Source organism: Streptomyces sp. CB09001 (assembly GCF_003369795.1).
Taxonomy (GTDB): Bacteria; Actinomycetota; Actinomycetes; order Streptomycetales; family Streptomycetaceae; genus Streptomyces.
This window is the reverse complement of the sequence record NZ_CP026730.1, coordinates 585,678-606,120: the sequence shown is the minus strand read 5'-3', so window position 1 is coordinate 606,120 and position 20,443 is coordinate 585,678. Positions and strand designations below refer to the sequence as shown.

Here is a 20,443-nt window from a genome sequence, read left to right as displayed (position 1 = left end):
GCACGCTACGCGTCCTCCGTCGTCGGGTTCAGCTTGGTCAGCAGGTTGTGCAACCGGTCGATCACCGCGGCACGCCGGGCGTCGTCGGGTGGAAGATCGGTCACTTGCGTCTCGATCCGGGAGAGGCCGTCGAATATCCCGGAGTCGGCATCCACGCCGCCGCGTGCGTCGTCGCCACCGGTGTCCGGGAGTCGGGCGCGCAGGTGGACGACCAGATCGGCCGGTGTCGGAAAGTCGAAGACGAAGGTGGCGGGCAGCTTGATTCCGGTGGCGGCGGCGAGCCGGTTGCGCAGTTCCACGGTGGTGAGCGAGTCGAAGCCCGCCTCGTCGAAGGTGCGGTCGGGCTCGACGGCCGAGGCCGAGGAGTGACCGAGAACGGCTGCGACCTCATGGAGCACGGTGTTCAGAAGGTGATCGCCGCCGTCCGCCACGGCGGCCGGCACACCGGGGGCGGGGGCGACGGCGCGCGAGGACGTGTTGCCGAGCAGGCACTCCAGCAGCGGAGGCACGGTGCCGCCCGCGGCGCGCCGCGCACGCAGGCCCTCGACGTCCCACCGCGCGGCGACGGCCACCGGCCTGTTCCGGCGGAGCCCGGCGTCCAGCAGTCCGAGGCCCTGCCCGGCGTCCAGCGGCACCACTCCGCTGCGAGCCATCCGGGCGAGGTCCATGTCGCTCAGGGCGGCACCCATGCCGCCATCCCCCTGCCACAGGCCCCATACCAGCGAGACACCTGGGCGCCCCTGTGAACGCCGGTACTCCGTCAGGCCGTCGAGGAACGCGTTGCCGGCCGCATAGGCGCCCTGTCCCGGAGAACCGAGCGTTCCGGCGAGCGACGAGAAGACGACGAACGCGGAGAGGTCCAGGTCCTCGGTGAGTTCGGCGAGGTTGAGGGCAGCGTCGACCTTGGGGCGCAGTACGGCGTCGAGCCGGCCCGGGGTCAGGGAGCCGAGGAGCCCGTCGTCCAGGGCCCCCGCCGCGTGGACGACGCCGCCGATCCGCACTCCGTCCGCGGCGAGTTCGCCGAGAACGGCCGCCAACGCGTCGCGGTCGGCCGCGTCGCAGGCCACTGTGCGGACCCGCGCCCCGGTCTCGCGCAGCGCGGCCAGGTCCCGTGCCGCGGCCTCGCCGGGCGCGCTGCGGCCCAGCAGTACAAGCTCGCGCACGTCGTGCCGGTCCACCAGGTGCCGGGCGACAAGCCGACCCAGCCATCCGAGCCCGCCGGTGACGAGGACGGCCCGGGCGGTGTCCCACGGCCCGTCCTCGTCGGGGAACTCCAGCACGACCTTGCCGATGTGTCGTGCTTCGCTCAGGTACCGGAACGCGTCCGGCGCGTTGCGGATGTCCCAGGTCGACACCGGGGGCGGGGTGAGCGCGCCTTGTGCGAAGAGCTCCTGGAGGGCGGTGAGGATCTCGTGGATGCGGTCGGGGCCGGGATCGCGCACGTCGTAGGCGAGGTAATCGACGCCCGGGTGCTGCCCGGCCACGCTCTCGCGGTCGCGCCGGTCGGTCTTGCCCATGTCCAGGAACCGGCCGCCGCGTGGAAGCAGACGCAGCGACGCATCGGTGAACTCCCCCGCGAGGGAGTTGAGCACCACGTCCACCCCCCTGCCCCCGGTGGCGTCCAGCAGGCGACGCTCGAATCCCAGGTCACGGGAGGAGGCGATGTGCGCTTCGGGCAGTCCCGCGGCGCGCAGCGCGTCCCATTTGGCCGGGCCGGCGGTGGCGTACGTCCGCGCACCGAGGTGTCGCCCGATCTGGAGGGCGGCGGTACCCACGCCTCCGGTGCCGGCGTGCACGAGCAGCGACTCGCCCGCACGCAGCCGCGCAAGGTCCACCAGGCCGTAGTAGGCGGTGAGATAGGCCACCGGGATCGCGGCTGCCTGGCGGAAGGACCAGTCGTCGGGGATCCGGCAGACCAGCCGGTGGTCGGTCACCGCGACCGGCCCGATGCCGTGGAACAGCCCGGTCACCCGGTCGCCGGGGTGCAGGGCGGTGACACCCGGGCCGGTCTCCAGGACGACGCCGGCGCCCTCGCCGCCCTGGCCCGGTCCGGTGGCGGTCCCGTCCACGGAAGCGGGGATCACCCCCAGTGACAGCAGGACGTCACGGAAGTTCAGGCCCGCGGCCCGCATCCGCACCCTGATCTGGCCCTCGGTGAGCGGGGCGTCCGCCTCGGGCCAGGGCCGCAGGGACAGATCGGCGAAGGTCTCCTTGGCCACGTAGTCGAGGTGCCAGTGCGGGCTGCCGGCCGGCGGGCGCAGGGCCGTGCCCAGGTCCGACGCGGCGAGGACCGGCCGGTGCGCGATGCCGCCACGCAGGGCGAGCTGCGGCCGGGAGGAGGCGAGCACCGCGGCCAGGGCGCGCCGGGAGCCGGGTGTGCAGTCCTCGTCGAGCAGGAGGAATCGGTCAGGGTGCTCGGCCTGTGCGGAGCGGATCAGGCCCCAGACGGCACGGTGGGCGAGCGCGCTCGCGCGTTGCTCGCCGCCGACGGCCACGGCGTCGCGGGTGAGCACCGCCACACGGGTCCCGGCCAGCCGGTCGTCGGCGAGCACCGCTTGCACTGCGGCCACTACGTGGCGCACGGCCGCGTGGATGTCATCGGCGTCCGCACGGCTGCCCGGCGCCGAGGCCGGACAGGGCACCAGGAGGAGGGCGGGCGCGGGCTTGTCCACGGCGGTGAGTACGGCGATGTCGTGGTGGACCTGCGGGGCGTCACCGGGCGCGCCGGTGCTGAGTGCGGACGCGAGGTCGACGCCGGGACACGGCCCGACGCCGCCTCGGGCCGACGGCGGGGCGAGCACCGCCCAGCGGCTCGTGTCCGGCGCGGCAGCGGTGCCGGACAACGGTTCCCACGCCGGAAGCATCAGGCCGTCGCGCTCACCGGCGGCGACGCCCGCCGTGAACGGACGCACCGTCAACGAGTCGACGGACATGACCAGCCTGCCCGAGGAGTCCGTCGCGGTGATGCCGACCGCGTTCGGGCCCGTCGGTGCCAGCCTGACGCGAAGCTTCGCGTCGGCACTCCGGAGCACGCGTACCCCGGACCACGAGTACGGCAGCCAGGTGCCGCCGTCCGCTCCGCCGTCGGCCAGGCCGCCGAGAGCGATCGGGTGCAGGGCCGCGTCGAACAGGGCCGGGTGCACGGTGAAACGTTCGTGGCCGGGTTGCCGCTCGCCGGACAGTGCCACCTCGGCGAAGACCTCACTCCCGCGCCGCCACATCGCTTGTACGCCGCGGAACGCGGGCCCGTATTCCAGGCCCCGCTCGGCCATCCGGGCATAGAACGGCGCCGTGTGCACAGCGGCCGGTTCGGCGCCAGGGGGCGGCCACACCTCGGGGGCGGTCACCAGGTCGGTGTCGGCCTCGTCCGCCTGGCCCGTGACCGTGCCGTGGGCATGCGGCGTCCAGGCTTCCGCTCCGCTCGCGCCCGCCGGCCGGGAGCGGACGACGACGTCCCGCCGACCCGAGCCGTCGTCGGCCGCGAGGAACACCTGCAGATGGATCTCCACGTCGTCCGGCACGACCAGCGGGGCCCGCAGGACGAGTTCTTCCACCGCTTCCAGGCCCGCCTCGCCCGCAGCACGCAGCACCAGGTCGAGCAGTACGGTGCCGGGCACCAGAACCTCGCCCGCGACCCGGTGGTCGGCCAGCCACGGATGCTCCGCGAGGGAAAGGCGTCCTCTCAACAGCCGTGCTCCCTCGGGCAGTTCGTCGACGTCTTTGAGCATCGGATGATCCGCGGCGGTGAGCCCGTCGGAGCGCGGGGCACCGATGTCCGGTGAGCCGTCCAGCCAGTACGGGCGGCGTTGGAAGGCGTACGTCGGCAGCTCGACCCGGCGGGCGCCCTGGCCGGCGAAGACCGAGACCCAGTCGACGGCCCCGCCGCAGGCGTGCAGCCGGGAGAGCGCGGTCAACGCGGCGGCGGGCTCCGGAGGCCGCCGGCGAAGGACCGGTATCAGTTCGTGTCCGGTGCGTGCCGAACCGGCTCCGTCGCCGGTGAGACAGTCGGTGGCCATCGACACGAGGTCGCCGGAAGGGCCGAGCTCCAGCAGCCGCGTGCAGCCGAGCTCGGTGAGGCTGTCGAGGCCGTCCGCGAAGCGGACCGCGTGCCGCGCGTGCCGTACCCAGTACTCGGGGTCGGCCAGTGCGGTCACGTCCTCGGCGCGCCCCGTCAGGTCCGAGACGATGGCGCACTGCGGCTCCCGGAAGTCCAGGCGCGAGGCGACGGCCCGGATCTCGTCCAGGCCCGGTTCCATCAAGGGCGAGTGGAAGCCGTGGCTGACGCGTAGCCAGGTGGCCTTGCCGCCGGCCGCCTCGAACGTCGCGACGGCGGCTTCGAGGGCGTCGCGGTCGCCCGAGAGCACGGTGGCGTCGGGGCCGTTGACGGCTGCCAGGGAGACGAGCTCCTCCCGCCCGGCTACCAGGGCGTTGGCCTCCTGCTCGGAGGCACGCAGCGCCACCATCGCCCCGCCCGACGGCAGCCGCTGCATGATGCGGCCTCGTGCGGCGGCGAGTTCGGCGGCATCTTCGAGAGAGAGCACCCCTGCGGCGTGTACGGCGGCGAGCGCGCCCACGGAGTGGCCGAGGACCGCGTCCGGCCGCACGCCCCAGGACGTCAACAGCCGGTACAGGGCCACTTCGAAGGCGAAGAGCGCCGGCTGGGTGTATTCGGTGCGGTGCAGCGCTCCGGCGCCGGGGGAGTCCTCCGTCGCGAAGGCCACGTCTCGCAGTGGACGTTCCAGATGGGGGTCCACCGCGGCGCACACGTCGTCGAAGGCCGCCGCGTAGGCGGGAAACGTCTGGTACAGCGTCCGGCCCATGCCGGCCCGCTGGGATCCCTGCCCGGCGAAGAGGAACGCCGTCCTGCCCTCGGCGGCGCGGCCGCGGATCACCTCCGGGACCGGGTCGCCGACGGCCACGTCCCGCAGCAGGCCGAGGAGCTCGTCCCGGTCTCTGGCGAGCAGCACCGTGCGATGGGGCAGACTGCTGCGGCCGGTTGCCAGCGAGAAGCCGATGTCGAGCAGGCTCCCGGCCTCCTTCCCGGTGTCCGGGCCGGAGGTGAGGTGTGTGTGCAGACGCCGGGCCTGCGCCCGGAGCGCGGCTTCGTCGACCGCGGAGAGCGGGCAGGGCACGGTGGGCAGCGGCGGCGCCTGCCGCTCCGGCGCCTGCCGCGGTTCGGGCGCCTGTTCCAGGATGACGTGGGCGTTGGTTCCGCTGATGCCGAAGGAGGACACGGCGGCCCGTCGCGGGTGGTCGCGCTCGGGCCAGGGGATCGACTTGTCGAGGAGCGCCAGCGTGCCGGCGGACCATGCGACATGCCCGGTGGGCACGTCGGCGTGCAGCGTTCTGGGCAGGACACCGTGCTGCAGGGCCATGGTCATCTTGATGATTCCACCGACGCCGGCAGCGGCCTGGGTGTGCCCGAGATTCGATTTGAGGGAGCCCAGATACAGGGGTTGGTCCGCGGTGCGTGCGCTGCCGTAGGTGGCTTGCAGCGCGTGGGCTTCGATCGGGTCACCGAGGGCCGTGCCGGTGCCGTGCGCCTCCACGGCGTCCACCTCGGCCGCGGACAGGCGCGCGCCGGCGAGGGCCTGTCGGACGACCTGCTCCTGCGCCGGCCCGTTCGGCGCCGTGAGTCCGTTGCTGGCGCCGTCCTGGTTGACGGCGGAGCCCCGCACCACCGCCAGTACCGGGTGGCCGTTGCGCCGTGCGTCGGAGAGCCGTTCGACGAGCAGCAGCCCCACTCCCTCGGACCAGCCGGTCCCGTCGGCCGAGGCGGAGAACGCCTTGCACCGGCCGTCCGGGGCCAGGCCGCGTTGCCTGCTGAACTCGATGAACGGCGTCGGTGTCGCCATCACGGTCGCGCCGCCCGCCAGGGCCAGTGAGCATTCACCGCGACGCAGCGCGGCGGCGGCCAGGTGCAGCGTGACCAGCGAGGAGGAACACGCCGTGTCCACGGTGATGGCCGGCCCCTCGAAGCCGAAGGTGTAGGCGATGCGCCCGGAAGCCACGCTGCCCGCGCTGCCGGTGCCCAGGTATCCCTCGTACTCCTGCGGCGCCGGGGAGAACCGGGTCATGTAGTCGTCGTACATGGTGCCCACGAAGACGCCGGTGGGTGTGCCGCGCAGCGTTGCCGGGTCGATCCCCGCCCGTTCGACCGCCTCCCACGAGGTTTCGAGCAGCAGCCGCTGCTGCGGGTCGATCGCCCGTGCCTCACGTGGTGTGATGCCGAAGAACGTGGCGTCGAACTCCGTTGCTTCGTACAGGAATCCGCCTTCCCTGGTGTACGACGTGTGCGGGGTCCCGGGATCCGGGTCGTACAGCCGTGCCAGGTCCCAGCCCCGGTCGACGGGGAACGGGCCGACCGCGTCCACCTCGTCGATGACCAGCCGCCACAGGTCCTGCGGGGACGTGACGCCGCCGGGGTAGCGGCACGCCATCGCGACGATCGCGATCGGTTCGGCCTCGCGTTCCGTGAGGCGGTCGTTGATGGCCTGGAGCCGCTCCTTCTCCTTGAGCGCGGCCCGCAGCGCGTCGACGACTTGCTCTGGTGCGGTGGACGCCATCGAACTCTCCATACCTTCCCCTGCAGAGGGTGGTCATGACTTGCTGTCGCCGAGTGCGAGGCGCACCAGGTCGTCGGTGTTCATCGTGTCCAGGGCACTGCCGCCGATCGGGAGGCCGTCCACCGGTTGCCCGTCGGCCGCCCCGTCGCCGCCCGGCGTCACGGAATCAGGCAGAAGTTCGGCCTGCAGCCGCTTGGCGAGCGCGTTCGGTGTGGGGTGGTCGAAGGCCAGCGTGGGCGGCAGCGTGATCTCGGCGGTGATGCTCAGCCGGTTGCGCAGTTCGACCGCCATCAGTGAGTCGAAGCCCAGGTCCTGGAACCGGCGGTCGGCCGTCACTTGCTCCGTGTCGGTGTGTCCGAGGACTCCGGCCACCTCGGCCCGTACCGTCTCCAGGAGGAGGTGGCCGCGCTCGTGGCGGGGGGCTCGGTTCAACCGGCTCCTCAGTCCGGCGGTGGGCACGGCGCGCCGCCCGGCGGCCGGGTTCGCGGGCGGCCCGGAGTTCGGTACCAGGGCGCGCAGCAGGGCTGGGGCCGTCTCCGGATCCAGGGCGGACAGGTCGAGGCGGGCGGCTACGAGGTCCGGGGCTCCGGCGGCGACGGCCGCGTCGAACAGCGCCAGACCTTCCGCGGCAGACATGGCAGCGACGCCGGAACGTGCCATCCGAAGCCGGTCCGTCTCGCCCAGAGGGCCGGTCATGGAGCTCTCGTCCGCCCACAGGCCCCAGGCGATGGAGAGCGCGGGTCGCCCCTCGGCGTGCCGCAGTCGGGCGATGCCGTCCAGAACGGCGTTGGCCGCCGCGTAGTTGGCCTGTCCGGCGGAACCCAGCACGCCTGCGAGCGAGGAGAACAGCACGAACGCCGACAGGTTCAGGTTCGCGGTGAGGTCGTGGAGGTGTACGGCCGCCGCGGCCTTGGGCAGGAGCACCCGGTCGAGGCGGTCCGGGTCGAGCCCTTCGACGACCGCGTCGTCCAGGACACCCGCCGCGTGCACCACGCCGGTGAGCGGGTGCTCCTCGGGTACGGCGGCGAGGACCTCGGCCAGCGCGGCGCTGTCGGTGATGTCACAGGCGGCCAAGGTCACCGACACCTGCGGTGCCAGCACGGCCAGTTCTTCCAGGAACGCGCCGGCGCCCGGGGTGGCCCCACCGCGTCGGCCCGTCAGCAGCAGCCGCCGTACGCCGTACCGTTCCACCAGGTGCCGGGCCACCAGGCGGCCCAGGGTGCCGAGCCCGCCGGTGATCAGCACATGGCTGTGGCGGTCGAAGAGGTTCCCGCGCCCCTCGCCGGCCGGTTTGGCCCGGTGCGCCTGCAGCGTCGGTACCGACATCCGTCCGGCGCGGAGGGCGAGCTGGGACTCGTCCGACGCCAGGGCCGCAACGAGGTGGCCCGTCGACTCCGCCCGGCCGTCGGTGTCGAGCAGGACGAAGCGCCCGGGGTGCTCGGTCTGCGCCGACCGGATCAGTCCCCACACCGCGGCTCCGGCGGGGTCCGGCCGGCCGTCGCCGCTGCCGGTGGTGACGGCGCCGTCGGTGATCAGGACGAGGCGGGAGCCGGCGAGCCGCTCGTCGGCGAGCCATTGCCGGGAGAGATCCAGGACCGCGTGGCTCGCGAGGACCGCGCCCATGGACGCTCCTGCGGGTTCCCCGGTGCCGGAGGGCCCACCGGGTGCTGCGAGCGGGTCGGACGAGGTGGGCTCGCCGGTGTCGGAGGGCCGACCGGGCTCGGGGACGAGGACGACGGCCGGCGCGGGGGCACCCTCGTCCAGGGCCCGTCGCAGGCCGCCCAGATCGGGGTAGTGCCGGACGCGAACGCCGGTGGCACGCACCGTTTCGGTCACTCCCGTGCCGTCGCGGCCCACGACGGCCCAGGGGACCGCCGTGGTGCTCTCCGGTGTCCGCGGCGCGTCCCCCCACCGCACGGTGAGCAGTGTGGGCCCGTCCGGTGATTCCGCGACGGCCCGGAGGTTCCGGACGGCGAGTGCGTCGACGGTGCACACCGGAGCACCGGTTCCGTCCGCGAGGAGCAGGGAATAGGTGTCGCCGTCGCCGCGGCGCAGGAGAACACGCAGCTCGGTCGCACCAGAGGTGTGCAGAGAAAGACCGCTCCACGCGAACGGCACGACGAACCGGTCGCCCCCGTCCTCGTCCCGGATTCCGCAGAAGGCGGCGTGCAGCGCCGCGTCCAGCGCGGCGGGGTGCAGCAGGAAGCGGTCGTCGTCGGCTCGGGCGGCGTCCGGCAACGTGACTTCCACGTACAGGTCGTCACCATGGCGCCAGGCGGCACGCAACCCCCGGAAGGCGGAGCCGTAGGCGTAGCCGCGCTCGGCCAGCCGATGGTAGAGGCCGTCGACGGGGATCGCTGTCGCCTCCGGAGGCGGCCACACGGCCGGCCAGGCGTCGTCGGCGGGAGGCAAGGAGCCGGCCTTGTCCAGTACGCCAGAGGCGTGCCGCGTCCACTCCGTGCCGTCCGCCCCCGCGAGCCGTGCCCAGAGGGTGAAGGCGCGGGAGCCGCCGCTCCCGGGGGCGTTCACCCGGAGCTGGATGTCCATGGCCGTGTCGAGCACCAGGGGTAGTTCCAGGGTCAGGTCGGCGACCCGGCTGGTGGCCGTCCTTCGTGCCGCGTCGAGGGCCAGCTCCGCAACGGCCGCCCCAGGCAGCAGGGGGCGCCCCTGGACGACGTGCTCGGCCAGCCAGGGCCGGGCCTGTGGATCGAGGCGTCCGGTGGCCAGCCACCCCAGGCCGCCGGCCAGCTCCACGCCCGCACCGAGCAGCGGGTGGATGCCGGAAGCCGCGGTGGGGGCGGCCGCGGGCGTGGGGCTTGCCCAAAAGCGCTTGCGCCGGTACGGGTAGGTGGGCAGGGACACCGTACGGCCGTCGCGGAGGAGGCCGCTCCAGTCGACGGCGGCGCCACCTGCGTACGCCTGTGCCAGGCCCGTCACAAAGGTGTGAACCTCGTCGTGACCGCGGCGGATCAGTGATGCCGCGGCCACCGCGTCCGCCCCCGTGCCCCGGGTGGCGGCGGCCGAACGGACCAGGGCGGCCAGTACGGGGTCGGGACCGAGTTCGAGGAATGTGGCGGCGCCGCTGGCGAAGAGCGTCTCGAGACCGTCGTGGAAGCGGACGGTCTCGCGGAGCTGACGGACCCAGTAGCCGGGGTCCGTCAGCTGCTCGGTGGTTGCGATCCGTCCCGTGAGGTTGGAGACGATCGGGATGCGCGGGGGAGAGTAGGTGATTCCGGCGGCGACCTGGCGCATCTCTTCGAGGACGCCGTCCATGTGGGGGGAGTGGAAGGCGTGGCTGACCCGCAGAAGTCTCGTCTGCCGACCGGCGTTTCGCCAATGGGACTCGACCTGTCGGACGGCGGACTCGTCGCCGGACACCACCACGGCGTCGGGTGCGTTGACAGCGGCGACGACAGCCTGTCCGCCGCCGAGCCCCAGGGTGTCGAGCGCGGCGCGGACCTCTTCCACCGTGGCCCGGACGGCGGCCATCGCGCCGTGCGCGGGTGCGGCGTGCATGAGACGGCCGCGGGCGGCGACGAGAGCGCAGGCGTCGGGAAGGGTGAGGACACCGGCGGCGTGGGCGGCGGCGAGCTCGCCGATGGAGTGGCCGAGGAGATGGTCGGGGACGAGGCCGTGGTGCTCGGTGAGCCGGAAGAGGGCAGTCTCCAGGGCGAAGAGGGCGGGTTGGGTGTAGCGCGTCTGGTCCAGCAGGTCCTCGTGGCCGTGGCCGTGGCCGTGGCCGTCGGCGCCGGTGTCGAGGATGAGGTCCTTGAGCGGGATCTCGAGGTCCAGATGTCGGTCGAGCTCCGCGCACACGGCATCCATCGCGGCGGCGAACACGGGCTGCGCCGCGTACAGCCCGGCGCCCGCCCCCGGGCGTTGGCTGCCCTGCCCGGTGAACAGGAACGCCACCCCACCGCGATCGGCGGCGCGCCTGGTCACCACGTGCGGCATGTCCTGACCCGCGGCCAGTGCGGTGAGGCCGGAGGCGAGTTCTCCGGGACCGGTGGCCAGTACGACGGCGCGGTCCGGGAGCGTGGCCCGGCTGGCCGCCAATGAACGGGCGATGTCGAGATGAGCGGGACCGATGCCGCCCCCGTCCTCGGTGAGCGGCCGCAACTGCGCAGCCCGCGCCCGCAGACCCTCCGTCCCGCGGGCGGAGAGCACCCAAGGCAGCACGCTGGGGACCGCGGGCTCCCTGTCCTCACCCGAGTCCGGTACCGGGGGCTGCTCGAGGATGAGGTGGGCGTTGGTGCCGCTGATGCCGAAGGAGGAGATGGCGGCGCGGCGGGGGTGGCCGGTGTCGGGCCAGGGTGTGGTTCGGGTGAGGAGGGTGACTGCGCCGGTGGTCCAGTCGACGTGGGTGGAGGGGCGGTCGATGTGGAGGGTGCGGGGGAGGATGCCGTGCCGCATGGCGTGGATCATTTTGATGATGCCGGCGATTCCGGCGGCGGCTTGGGTGTGGCCGATGTTGGATTTGACGGATCCGAGGTAGAGGGGTTGTTGGGGGGTGTGGGCGCGGCCGTAGGTGGCGAGGATGGCCTGGGCTTCGATGGGGTCGCCGAGTGTGGTGCCGGTGCCGTGTGCTTCGAGTGCGTCGATGTCGGTCGGTGTGAGGTGGGCGGCGGTGAGGGCGTCGTGGATGACGCGTTCTTGTGCGGGTCCGCTGGGTGCGGAGAGTCCGTTGCTCGCGCCGTCCTGGTTGAGTGCGGAGCCGCGGATGACGGCGAGTACGGGGTGGTTGTTGCGGTGTGCGTCGGAGAGGCGTTCGAGGAGGAGTATGCCGGCGCCTTCGCCCCAGCCGGTGCCGTCGGCGGAGTCGGCGAAGGCTTTGCAGCGGCCGTCCTGGGAGAGTCCGCGTTGTCGGCTGAATTCGACGAAGAGTCCTGGGCTTGCCATGACGGTCGCGCCGCCGGCGAGGGCGAGGTCGCATTCGCCCTGCCGCAGTGCCTGCGCCGCCAGATGCACAGCCACCAACGACGACGAGCAGGCCGTGTCGACGGTGATGGCGGGGCCCTGCAGCCCGAGTGTGTACGACAGGCGGCCCGAGGCGACGCTCGACGCCAGCCCGGTGGTGCGGTAGGCCTCAGAGGTGTCGGGCACGGAGTGGGCGCCCGTGGCGTACTCACTGCGCATGACACCCGTGAAGACACCGGTGCGGGTGCCGTGCAGGACCGTCGGGTCGATGCCGGCGTGTTCCACGGCCTCCCAGCCGGTTTCCAGCAGCAGACGCTGCTGGGGATCCATGGCGGTCGCTTCACGCGGGCTGATTCCGAAGAACTCGGCATCGAACTGGTCGGCGTCGTACAGAAAGCCGCCGGAGCGGGTGTGCGTGGTGCCCGGATGATCGGGGTCCGGGTGGTAGAGCTCGTCGAGGTTCCAGCCCCGGTTGCGGGGGAATTGGCCGATGGCGTCCACGCCGTCGGCCGCCAGACGCCACAGCTCCTCCGGGGTACTGACCTCGCCGGGGTAGCGGCAGGCCATCCCCACGACCACGACCGGATCCTCGTCCGTGCGCGGCGGGCTCGTGCCGAGCGAGGATGCGGGTGGGACGGCCGGACCCGCTTCGGTGCCGCGCAGTTCGGCGATGAGGTGGGCGGCGAGGGCGGAGGGCGTCGGGTGGTCGAAGACCGTGGTCGCGGGCAGCGGGACCCCGGTGGCCGCGGTCAGGCGGCCACGCAGTTCCAGGCCCGTGAGCGAGTCCATGCCCAGGTCCTTGAACGCGCTGCTTCCGGGGACGTCCCCGGCGCCGGGCAGGCCGAGGACCGCGGCCACGGCAGCGCGTACCAGGTCGCCGGCCGAACGAAGGCGTTCGGCCTCCGGGAGCGCGGCGGTGCGCTCACCCCAGGAGCGCGTGCCGACGGCGCCGGACGCCGCCGTGACGGCGCGGCGGCGGCGCGGTGCGGGGACCAAGGTCCGCAGAAGAGCGGGCGGGGACGCGGATGGGCTGGGATTGCGGAGTGCCGCCAGGTTCAGCTCGGCGGGCAGCAGAAGCGGTTCGCCCGACGCGAGAGCCTCGTCGAAGAGCCGCATGCCGCGGTCGTGCGACAGCGGCAGGACACCCCGGCGCGCCCACCGTGCCCTGTCGGCGTCGCTGAGCCTGGCGGCCAGGCTGCCGACGGGGGACTCCCACAGCCCCCAGGCGAGGGAGGTGGCGGGCAGCCCCCGAGCGCGTCGGTGGTGTGCCAGGGCATCAAGGAAGGTGTTGGCGGCTGCGTAGTTGCCCTGACCGGGATTGCCGGTCAGACCGGCGATGGAGGAGAACAGCACGAACGCCGACAGCCCCGCGTCCTTGGTGAGTTCGTGCAGGTGCCAGGCCGCGTACGCCTTCGGCAGCAGCACCTTGCCGAGGCTTTCCGGGGCGAGGTTGGCGACGGTGGCGTCGGCGAGGGCTCCCGCCGTGTGGATGACGGCGGTGAGGGGGTGGTGTTCGGGAACGCCGGCGAGCAGCTCGACGAGCGCTTGCCGGTCGGTGACGTCGCAGGCGGTGATGGTGATGTGGACGTTCCGCTCGGCCAGCTCCGCGACGAGTTCGCGTGCTCCGGGAGCGGTGTCGCCCTGGCGGCTGGCAAGGAGCAGGTGGCGGGCGCCATGGTGCTCGACGAGGTGCCGGGTGAGCGTTCGGCCGAGGCTGCCGGTGCCGCCGGTGATCAGTACGGTGCCGTCCGGGTCGATGCCCGCAGGGGCGACGTCCTGCGCGCCGGCCGGTGCAGGGGTGCGGACCAGGCGAGGGGCGTACAGCTGCCCGCCGCGTACGGCGAGAGGGAGGTCGTCGGTGACGGCTGCGAGTGCCGCAGGAAGCACACCGCCGCTGTCGCTCTGCCCCAGGTCGACCAGGGCGACGCGGCCGGGGTACTCATTGGCGGCGGTGTACGCCAGGCCGCGCACCGCGGCGGCGGGCAGGTCCTGCAGTTCCCGGTCGGCGGTGACGGCGACGGCCTCGCGGGTCAGCACCAGCAAGCGGGTGTCCTCGAGGCGTTCGTCGGCGAGGAAGCGTTGGACTCGGTTCAGTACCCGGACCGCGGCACTGTGTGCGGCCTCAGGGCCGGTGCGGTCCCGGTCGCCGGAGACACAGGGGAGGACCAGGACGTCGGGGGCCCGCTCACCGCTGTCGAGGGCGGCGCGGAGCTCGTCGAAGTCCGCGTGCCGCAGGGCGTGCGGGACCTCCAGCGGGTCGGTGCCCAGGAGGGCCCACCGTTTCGCGGACGGTGCGGCCGGGAGCGGAACCGGCTGCCAGACGGGGTGGTAGAGGCCATCGGAGGGGGAGGCGGAGGAGAGTCCGCCCGCGGGCAGAGGCCGGAACGTGACGGAGCCGATGGTCAGCACCGGTGTGCCGCTCCGGTCGGTGGCTGTGAGGGCCGCGTTGCCGGAGCCGTCCCGGGTGAGGTGTACGCGCAGGGCGGAGGCGCCCGACGCGTGGAGCGTGACCTTGCCGAAGGAGAAGGGAAGGCGAAGGTCCGTGCTGTCGTCGAGGAGCGCGAGGTGCAGGGCGGAGTCCAGGAGGGCGGGGTGGATGCCGTAGTCGGCGGCCTGGCCGTTCACGTCCTCCGGGAGAGCCACCTCGGCGTAGCGGTCACCGCCCAGCCGCCAGGCTCGCATCAGCCCCCGGAAGGCGGGTCCGTACGCGTAACCGAGCTCGCCGAGGCGGTCGTAGAGTCCGTCGAGCGAGAGCTCCTCCGCGCCACTGGGGGGCCACGACCGCGGGGCCTCGAACGTGGGTTCCTCTTCCGTCGTGAGGACGCCGGTGGCGTGGCGGGTCCAGGGCAGATGCCCGCCCTGCTCGGGACGGGAATGCACGGACAGGCGCCGCTGACCGGCGCCGTCGGCGGGGCCGGCCTTCACCTGCAGATGCACCGCGCTGTCCGTGGGCACGACGAGCGGCTCCTCGAGGACGACCTCGTGGAGCAGCCCGCAGCCGAGACGATCGCCCGCGGCCACGGCCAACTCCACGACGGCGGCCCCGGGCAGGAGCACGGTGTCGCGGACGGCGTGGTCGGCGAGCCACGGGTGCGTGCGCGGAGTCAGACGACCGGTGAGCAGCAGGCCGCCGTCGTCCCCGTTGCCGTCGGTGCCCGCGATGCCGGTCATGCCCGCCAACAGGGGGTGCCCCGCACGCTGCAGGCCGAGGCCGGCGGCGTCAGCCGCCGGGTCCGGGGTGTCGAGCCAGTGCCGGCGGCGCTGGAACGCGTAGGTCGGCAGGTCCACCCGCCGTGCGCCGGTGCCCTCGAAGACGGCTGTCCAGGCGACGGCTGCTCCGTGGCAATGGGCCTCGGCCAGCGAGGTGAGCAGCCGGCCGGTCTGGTCCTCGCCCCGGCGCAGAGTGCCCAGAGCCACGGCGTCCGCGCCCGCCGCCTCGATCGTCGCCTCGAGCCCGACGGCGAGAACGGGGTGCGGGCTCACCTCGATGAACATGGTGTGCCCCGTGTCCAGCAGTGCGCGAGTGGCCTGCTCGAACTCCACGGTCCCGCGCAGGTTCCGGTACCAGTACCCGGCGTCCATCTCCTCGCCGTCGGCCAGGGCCCGTCCCGTGAGGGAAGAGAAGACGGCGATGTCGCCCGAGCGCGGAGCGATACCGGTCAGGACGCGCGCGATCTCGCCCTCGATCTTCTCCACGTGGGACGAGTGGGACGCGTAGTCGACGCCGATACGGCGGGCCCGTACCTCCTTGCTCTCGCACCGGGCGAGGAACTCGTCCAGCGCATCGGCGTCGCCGGAGACCACGACCTGCGCCGGACCGTTGATCGCGGCCACCGAGATACGCCCCTGCCAGGCGCGGATCTCCTCCAGGACCCACTCGGCGGGACGTGGTACCGACATCATCCCGCCGAGCCCCGACAGCGCGGTGAGCGCCCGGCTGCGCAGTGCCACGACCCGTGCGCCCTCAGCGAGGGAGAGGACGCCCGCGACACAGGCTGCGGCGATCTCCCCCTGCGAGTGACCCAGCACGGCGGCCGGCCGTACACCGAGCGAGCGCCAGACCTCGGCCAGCGACACCATGACGGCCCAGAGCGCGGGCTGGACGACGTCCACCCGGTCGAAGTCCGGTGCGGTGTCCGCACCCCGCAGGACGTCCGTCAGCGACCAGTCCACCAGCGGTTCCAGGGCCGTCGCGCATTCGGCGATCCGCCGGGCGAACACCGGGCAGGACTCCAGCAGCCCCGCCGCCATGCCCGCCCATTGCGCGCCCTGGCCGGGGAAGACGAACACCGGGCGCACGGACTCCTTGGCCTGCCCCGCGACCAGCGTGGGACCGGTGGTGCCGTCGCCCTCCGCCAGCGCGCTCAGGCCTGCCTCGAGTTCGGCGCGGTCGCGCGCAACCAGACCGGCCCTGCGGCCGAAGTGACGACGCTCCAGCGCGAGGGAGAGACCGACGTCCCGCGCGTTCATGCCCGGATGCTCGCGGAGGTGGTCCAACAGCCGAGCGGCCTGCGCACGCAACGCCTGCTCGGTCTTGGCGGAGAGGACGACGGGAGTCGCGGACGACCCCGGGAAGGCGCCGCCCTTCGCCCTGACCTGCCGTGGGTCGATTCCGTCCGGCTCGGCCGCCCGGTCCGGGGCGAATTCTTCGAGGATGAGGTGGGCGTTGGTGCCGCTGATGCCGAAGGAGGAGATTGCGGCGCGGCGGGGGTGGCCGGTGTCGGGCCAGGGTGTGGTTCGGGTGAGGAGGGTGACTGCGCCGGTGGTCCAGTCGACGTGGGTGGAGGGGCGGTCGATGTGGAGGGTGCGGGGGAGGATGCCGTGCCGCATGGCGTGGATCATTTTGATGATGCCGGCGATTCCGGCGGCGGCTTGGGTGTGGCCGATGTTGGATTTGACGGATCCGAGGTAGAGGGGTTGTTGGGGGGTGTGGGCGCGGCCGTAGGTGGCGAGGATGGCCTGGGCTTCGATGGGGTCGCCGAGTGTGGTGCCGGTGCCGTGTGCTTCGAGTGCGTCGATGTCGGTCGGTGTGAGGTGGGCGGCGGTGAGGGCGTCGTGGATGACGCGTTCTTGTGCGGGTCCGCTGGGTGCGGAGAGTCCGTTGCTCGCGCCGTCCTGGTTGAGTGCGGAGCCGCGGATGACGGCGAGTACGGGGTGGTTGTTGCGGTGTGCGTCGGAGAGGCGTTCGAGGAGGAGTATGCCGGCGCCTTCGCCCCAGCCGGTGCCGTCGGCGGAGTCGGCGAAGGCTTTGCAGCGGCCGTCCTGGGAGAGTCCGCGTTGTCGGCTGAATTCGACGAAGAGTCCTGGGCTTGCCATGACGGTCGCGCCGCCGGCGAGGGCGAGGTCGCATTCGCCCTGCCGCAGTGCCTGCGCCGCCAGATGCACAGCCACCAACGACGACGAGCACCCGGTGTCCACCGTGATGGCCGGACCTTCGAGACCGAGCGTGTACGACACGCGGCCCGAGGCCACGCACGTGTAGGTGCCGGTGAGCAGGTAGCCGCCGGCTGCGTCGTCCGCCTCGTGCAGCCGCGGTCCGTAGTCCTGCGCCATGGCACCGACGTACACCCCGGTGCCGCTGCCGCGGAGCGTCGCCGGGTCGATGCCGGCGCGTTCGACGGCCTCCCAGCCGGTTTCCAGCAGCAGACGCTGCTGGGGATCCATGGCGGTCGCCTCACGCGGGCTGATCCCGAAGAACTCGGCATCGAACTGATCGGCGTCGTCGAGGAACGCGCCTTGACGGGTGTACGAACGACCGGAGCGTTCCTCGCCGCCGTCGAAGAGCGCGTCCAGGGCCCAGCCGCGATTGCCGGGGAAGTCGGAGACGGCGTCCCGCTCCTGCATCAGAAGCTTCCACAGGTCGCCGGGGGATTCGACACCTCCGGCGAAGCGGCACGCCATGGAGACGATCGCGACGGGTTCGTCAGGGCTCGCGGACGCCCGCCGCCGGGGCACCGCGGGCTGGGGCACGGCACCGAGGAGTTCGCCGCGGATACGGGTGACGACCTGCTCGGGGGTCGGATGGTCGAAGACCAGTGTCACCGGGAGCCGCAGCCCCGTGGCGGCGGCCAGCCGGTTGCGCAATTCCACGGCAGTGGCGGATTCGAGCCCGATGTCCCGGAACGACTCGACGGGGGACACGGCATCCGGTGAGTCCCTGCCGAGGAGCAGGCAGGTTTCGGAGCGGACCAGGGCCATGAGGAATTCGGTGATCTCCTGCTCGCTCCGGTCGCGAAGGCTCAGGTGATCACGTTCCTCGGAGGCGGGTACGCCCGGCCCTTCCGTCTCTTCCGTCTCTTCCGGCTCTTCCGTCTCTTCCGTCTCTTCCGGCCAGGAAAGCTCGACGGCCGCAGTGTCTGCGGGGAAGGCCGGCCGCCAGTCCACCGCCGCGCCGGCGATGTACAGCTCCGCCAACGAGGTCAGGAAGCGCCGCGGTCCGTCCTGGTGACGGCGCAGCGTGCCCGAGACCACCGCGTCCGAGCCGGCCTCGTCGAGTGTCTGCTGGAGCGCCATGGTCAGCACCGGATGCGCGCTGACCTCGATGAAGGCGTCGTGGTCCGCGAGCGAGCGGACGGTCCCTTCGAAAGCGACGGAGCCGCGCAGATTGCGGTACCAGTAACCGGCGTCCAGCGAACGGGTGTCGGTGCGCTCGCCGGTCACGGTCGAGTGGAACGGCACCCGCGACGGGCGCGGCCGCAAGGGGGCCAGGTCGGCGAGGACTGTGTCGCGCAGCTGCTCGATGTGCGGGGAGTGGGCGGCTACTTGGACCGGTATGCGCCTGGCCGCGATGCCCTCGGCGGCAAGATCCGCCAGCAGGGTTTCGACGGCGTCCCGATCGCCCGACAGGACGACCGATCGCGGACCGTTGACCGCCGCCATCGATACCTGCCCGCCCGAACGGGCCACACGCGGCTCCAGTTCGGCCGCGGACAGCGGGACGGCGATCATCGCACCCTCGCCGGCGAGCCGTGCCTGCGCCCTGCTCCACAGCGACACCGCGCGGGCCCCGTCGTCGAGAGACAGCGCGCCCGCGACGACGGCCGCGGAGATCTCACCGTTGCTGTGCCCGATCACAGCCGAGGGCCTGACGCCGAAGGACTGCCAGAGGTCGGCCAGGGCCACCATGACCGCGAACAGGGCAGGCTGGGTGACGTCGTCACGATCCAGCGTGGGAGCACCGGGCGCCGCGCGGAGCACATCCTCCAGAGACCGGCCGGACCAGTCGACATGGGGAGCGAGCGCGCGGGAACAGGCGGCGATGGAGGCCCGGAACACATCCGAGTGCTCCAGCAGATCGGCTGCCATGCCGGTCCATTGCGATCCCTGCCCAGGGAAGACGAACACCACGCGCTCGCATCGCCCGGCGGCGCCGGTGACCTGCGCGGACGTACGCCGCTGTGCCGCCAGGGCGGTCAGTTCGGCGGCGAACTCGTCCTGTGATCCGGCCAGGAGGACCGCGCGGTTGCGCCCGGCGGTACCGGACACGGCGAGTGACAGACCGATGGCGGCTGCCCCGCCCGGAACGCCCCGCTGGTCGGTGAGGTGCTGCAGCAGACGACGGCTCTGCATACGCAGGGAAGTTGCCGTCCGGCCGGAGAGGACCCAAGGCATCACGCCACCCCGGAATGCCGCCCGGCCGTCGTGCGCCCGTGCCTCTCCGGCGTCCGGGTCTCCGTCGGTGCGGATGTTCTCAACAGACACGCGGTTCCTCGCTTCGTGAGAGGCGTACTCGGGGCCGTCGGGCCGTTCCACAGGAGCGCGGGCGGCGGTGGTGTTCACCACTCCACGAGCAGCCGGGCCAGTCCCCGGGTGCCCAGGCCGTCCTTCCAGATCACCGGCTCGGGGTGGGATGCGAGGCGCAGAGTGGGAAAGCGCTGCGTCAGTCGCCCCAGGACGACCTGTAGTTGCAGCCGGGCCAGTGGTGCGCCGACGCAGCGGTGGATCCCGTGACCGAACGTCAGGTGAGCGGCATCGCGTCGGCTCGGACGTAGTCCGTGGGGTTCGGGGAACGTGCCACTGTCCCGGTTGCCGTGCAGCAGTGACACCATGACGGCCTCGCCGGCCCGGACGGTGATACTGCCCAGGGGCATGGTCACCAACGCGACCCTGGAAAAGCTCAGCGGGGTCGACGGGTTGAGGCGCAGCAGTTCCTCCACCGTGGGAACCAAGTCTCCGGGCCGCTCGCTCAGGTCGGCGTACGCCACGGGGTCGGCGAGCAGCGACAGTACGGACAGGCCCAGCTGGCCGACGGTCGTCTCGTAACCTGCCATCAGCAGTGCGAGGCCCATGGTGAGCAGCTCGTCCATCGAGACCTCGCCCCGGTCGTGGGCCTCGATCATGCTGCTGAGCAGGTCGACGGAAGGGGTCCGGCGCTTGCGCTCGATCAGGTCGGCCATGTAGTCGGCGAGCTCCAGGCGGTGGCGGGCCTTCTTCTCCGGGGTGCCGAGCGAGAGGTCGAACAACACCTCGACCCAGCCGCGGAACTGTGGGACGTCCTCCGGTGGGATTCCGAGCAAGGAGCAGAGGACCGCCACCGGAAGCGGCGCGGCCAGCTCGTGGACGAGGTCGGCGCCGAGGCCTGCCGCGGCAAGGGCGTCGAGGTGCTGGTCGGCCAGTCGTTCGATGCCGGGGCGCAGCGCGGCTGTCCGGCGCGTCGAGAAGGCTCCGGCCACCAGCCGGCGAAGCCGTGTGTGGTCCGTGCCGTCCATGCTTGCCATGGATGCCGGTACCGGCTGCGCGTCGATGAGCTGGGGAGCGTGTGGCTTGACGGCCTCGGCCCGGCTGAACCTCTCGTCCGTCAGGACCCGGCGTGCCAGGGAGTAGTCGCACACGAGCCACATGCGGTCTCCGGCGGGTGTCACGAACGGAACGACGTCCTCGCCTCCGGGTTGCTCCAGGAAGTACGGAACGGGACCGAGTAGCCGGTCGCTGAAGTGGCTCATGTGTCGACTCCCCGTGAT

3 protein-coding genes are annotated in these 20,443 nt (G+C 72.7%); all 3 read right to left on the bottom strand.

All coding sequences use genetic code 11. From position 1 onward, the window contains the following. Nucleotides 1-5 precede the first annotated feature (5 nt). Nucleotides 6-6,566 carry a type I polyketide synthase gene (locus tag C4J65_RS02890; RefSeq protein ID WP_115740946.1) on the bottom strand — a complete coding sequence of 2,187 codons (6,561 nt, stop codon included), beginning with the start codon at nucleotides 6,564-6,566 and terminating at the stop codon, nucleotides 6-8. Nucleotides 6,567-6,599: 33 nt separating this feature from the next. Further along, nucleotides 6,600-19,052: a type I polyketide synthase gene (locus C4J65_RS02885; RefSeq protein WP_162832988.1), complete on the bottom strand. Its 12,453-nt coding sequence runs from the start codon at nucleotides 19,050-19,052 to the stop codon at nucleotides 6,600-6,602. 206 nt (nucleotides 19,053-19,258) lie between these two features. After that, the gene (locus C4J65_RS02880) at nucleotides 19,259-20,425 is read right to left on the bottom strand and encodes a cytochrome P450 (protein WP_115740944.1); all 1,167 of its coding nucleotides are present in this window, start codon (nucleotides 20,423-20,425) and stop codon (nucleotides 19,259-19,261) included. Between the last annotated feature and the right edge of the window lie 18 nt (nucleotides 20,426-20,443).

Coding starts and splice junctions, on each gene's coding strand:
- C4J65_RS02890 (WP_115740946.1), bottom strand. CDS start 6,566: ATGGCGTCCACCGCACCAGAGCAAGTCGTCGACGCGCTGCGGGCCGCG.
- C4J65_RS02885 (WP_162832988.1), bottom strand. CDS start 19,052: ATGCAGAGCCGTCGTCTGCTGCAGCACCTCACCGACCAGCGGGGCGTT.
- C4J65_RS02880 (WP_115740944.1), bottom strand. CDS start 20,425: ATGAGCCACTTCAGCGACCGGCTACTCGGTCCCGTTCCGTACTTCCTG.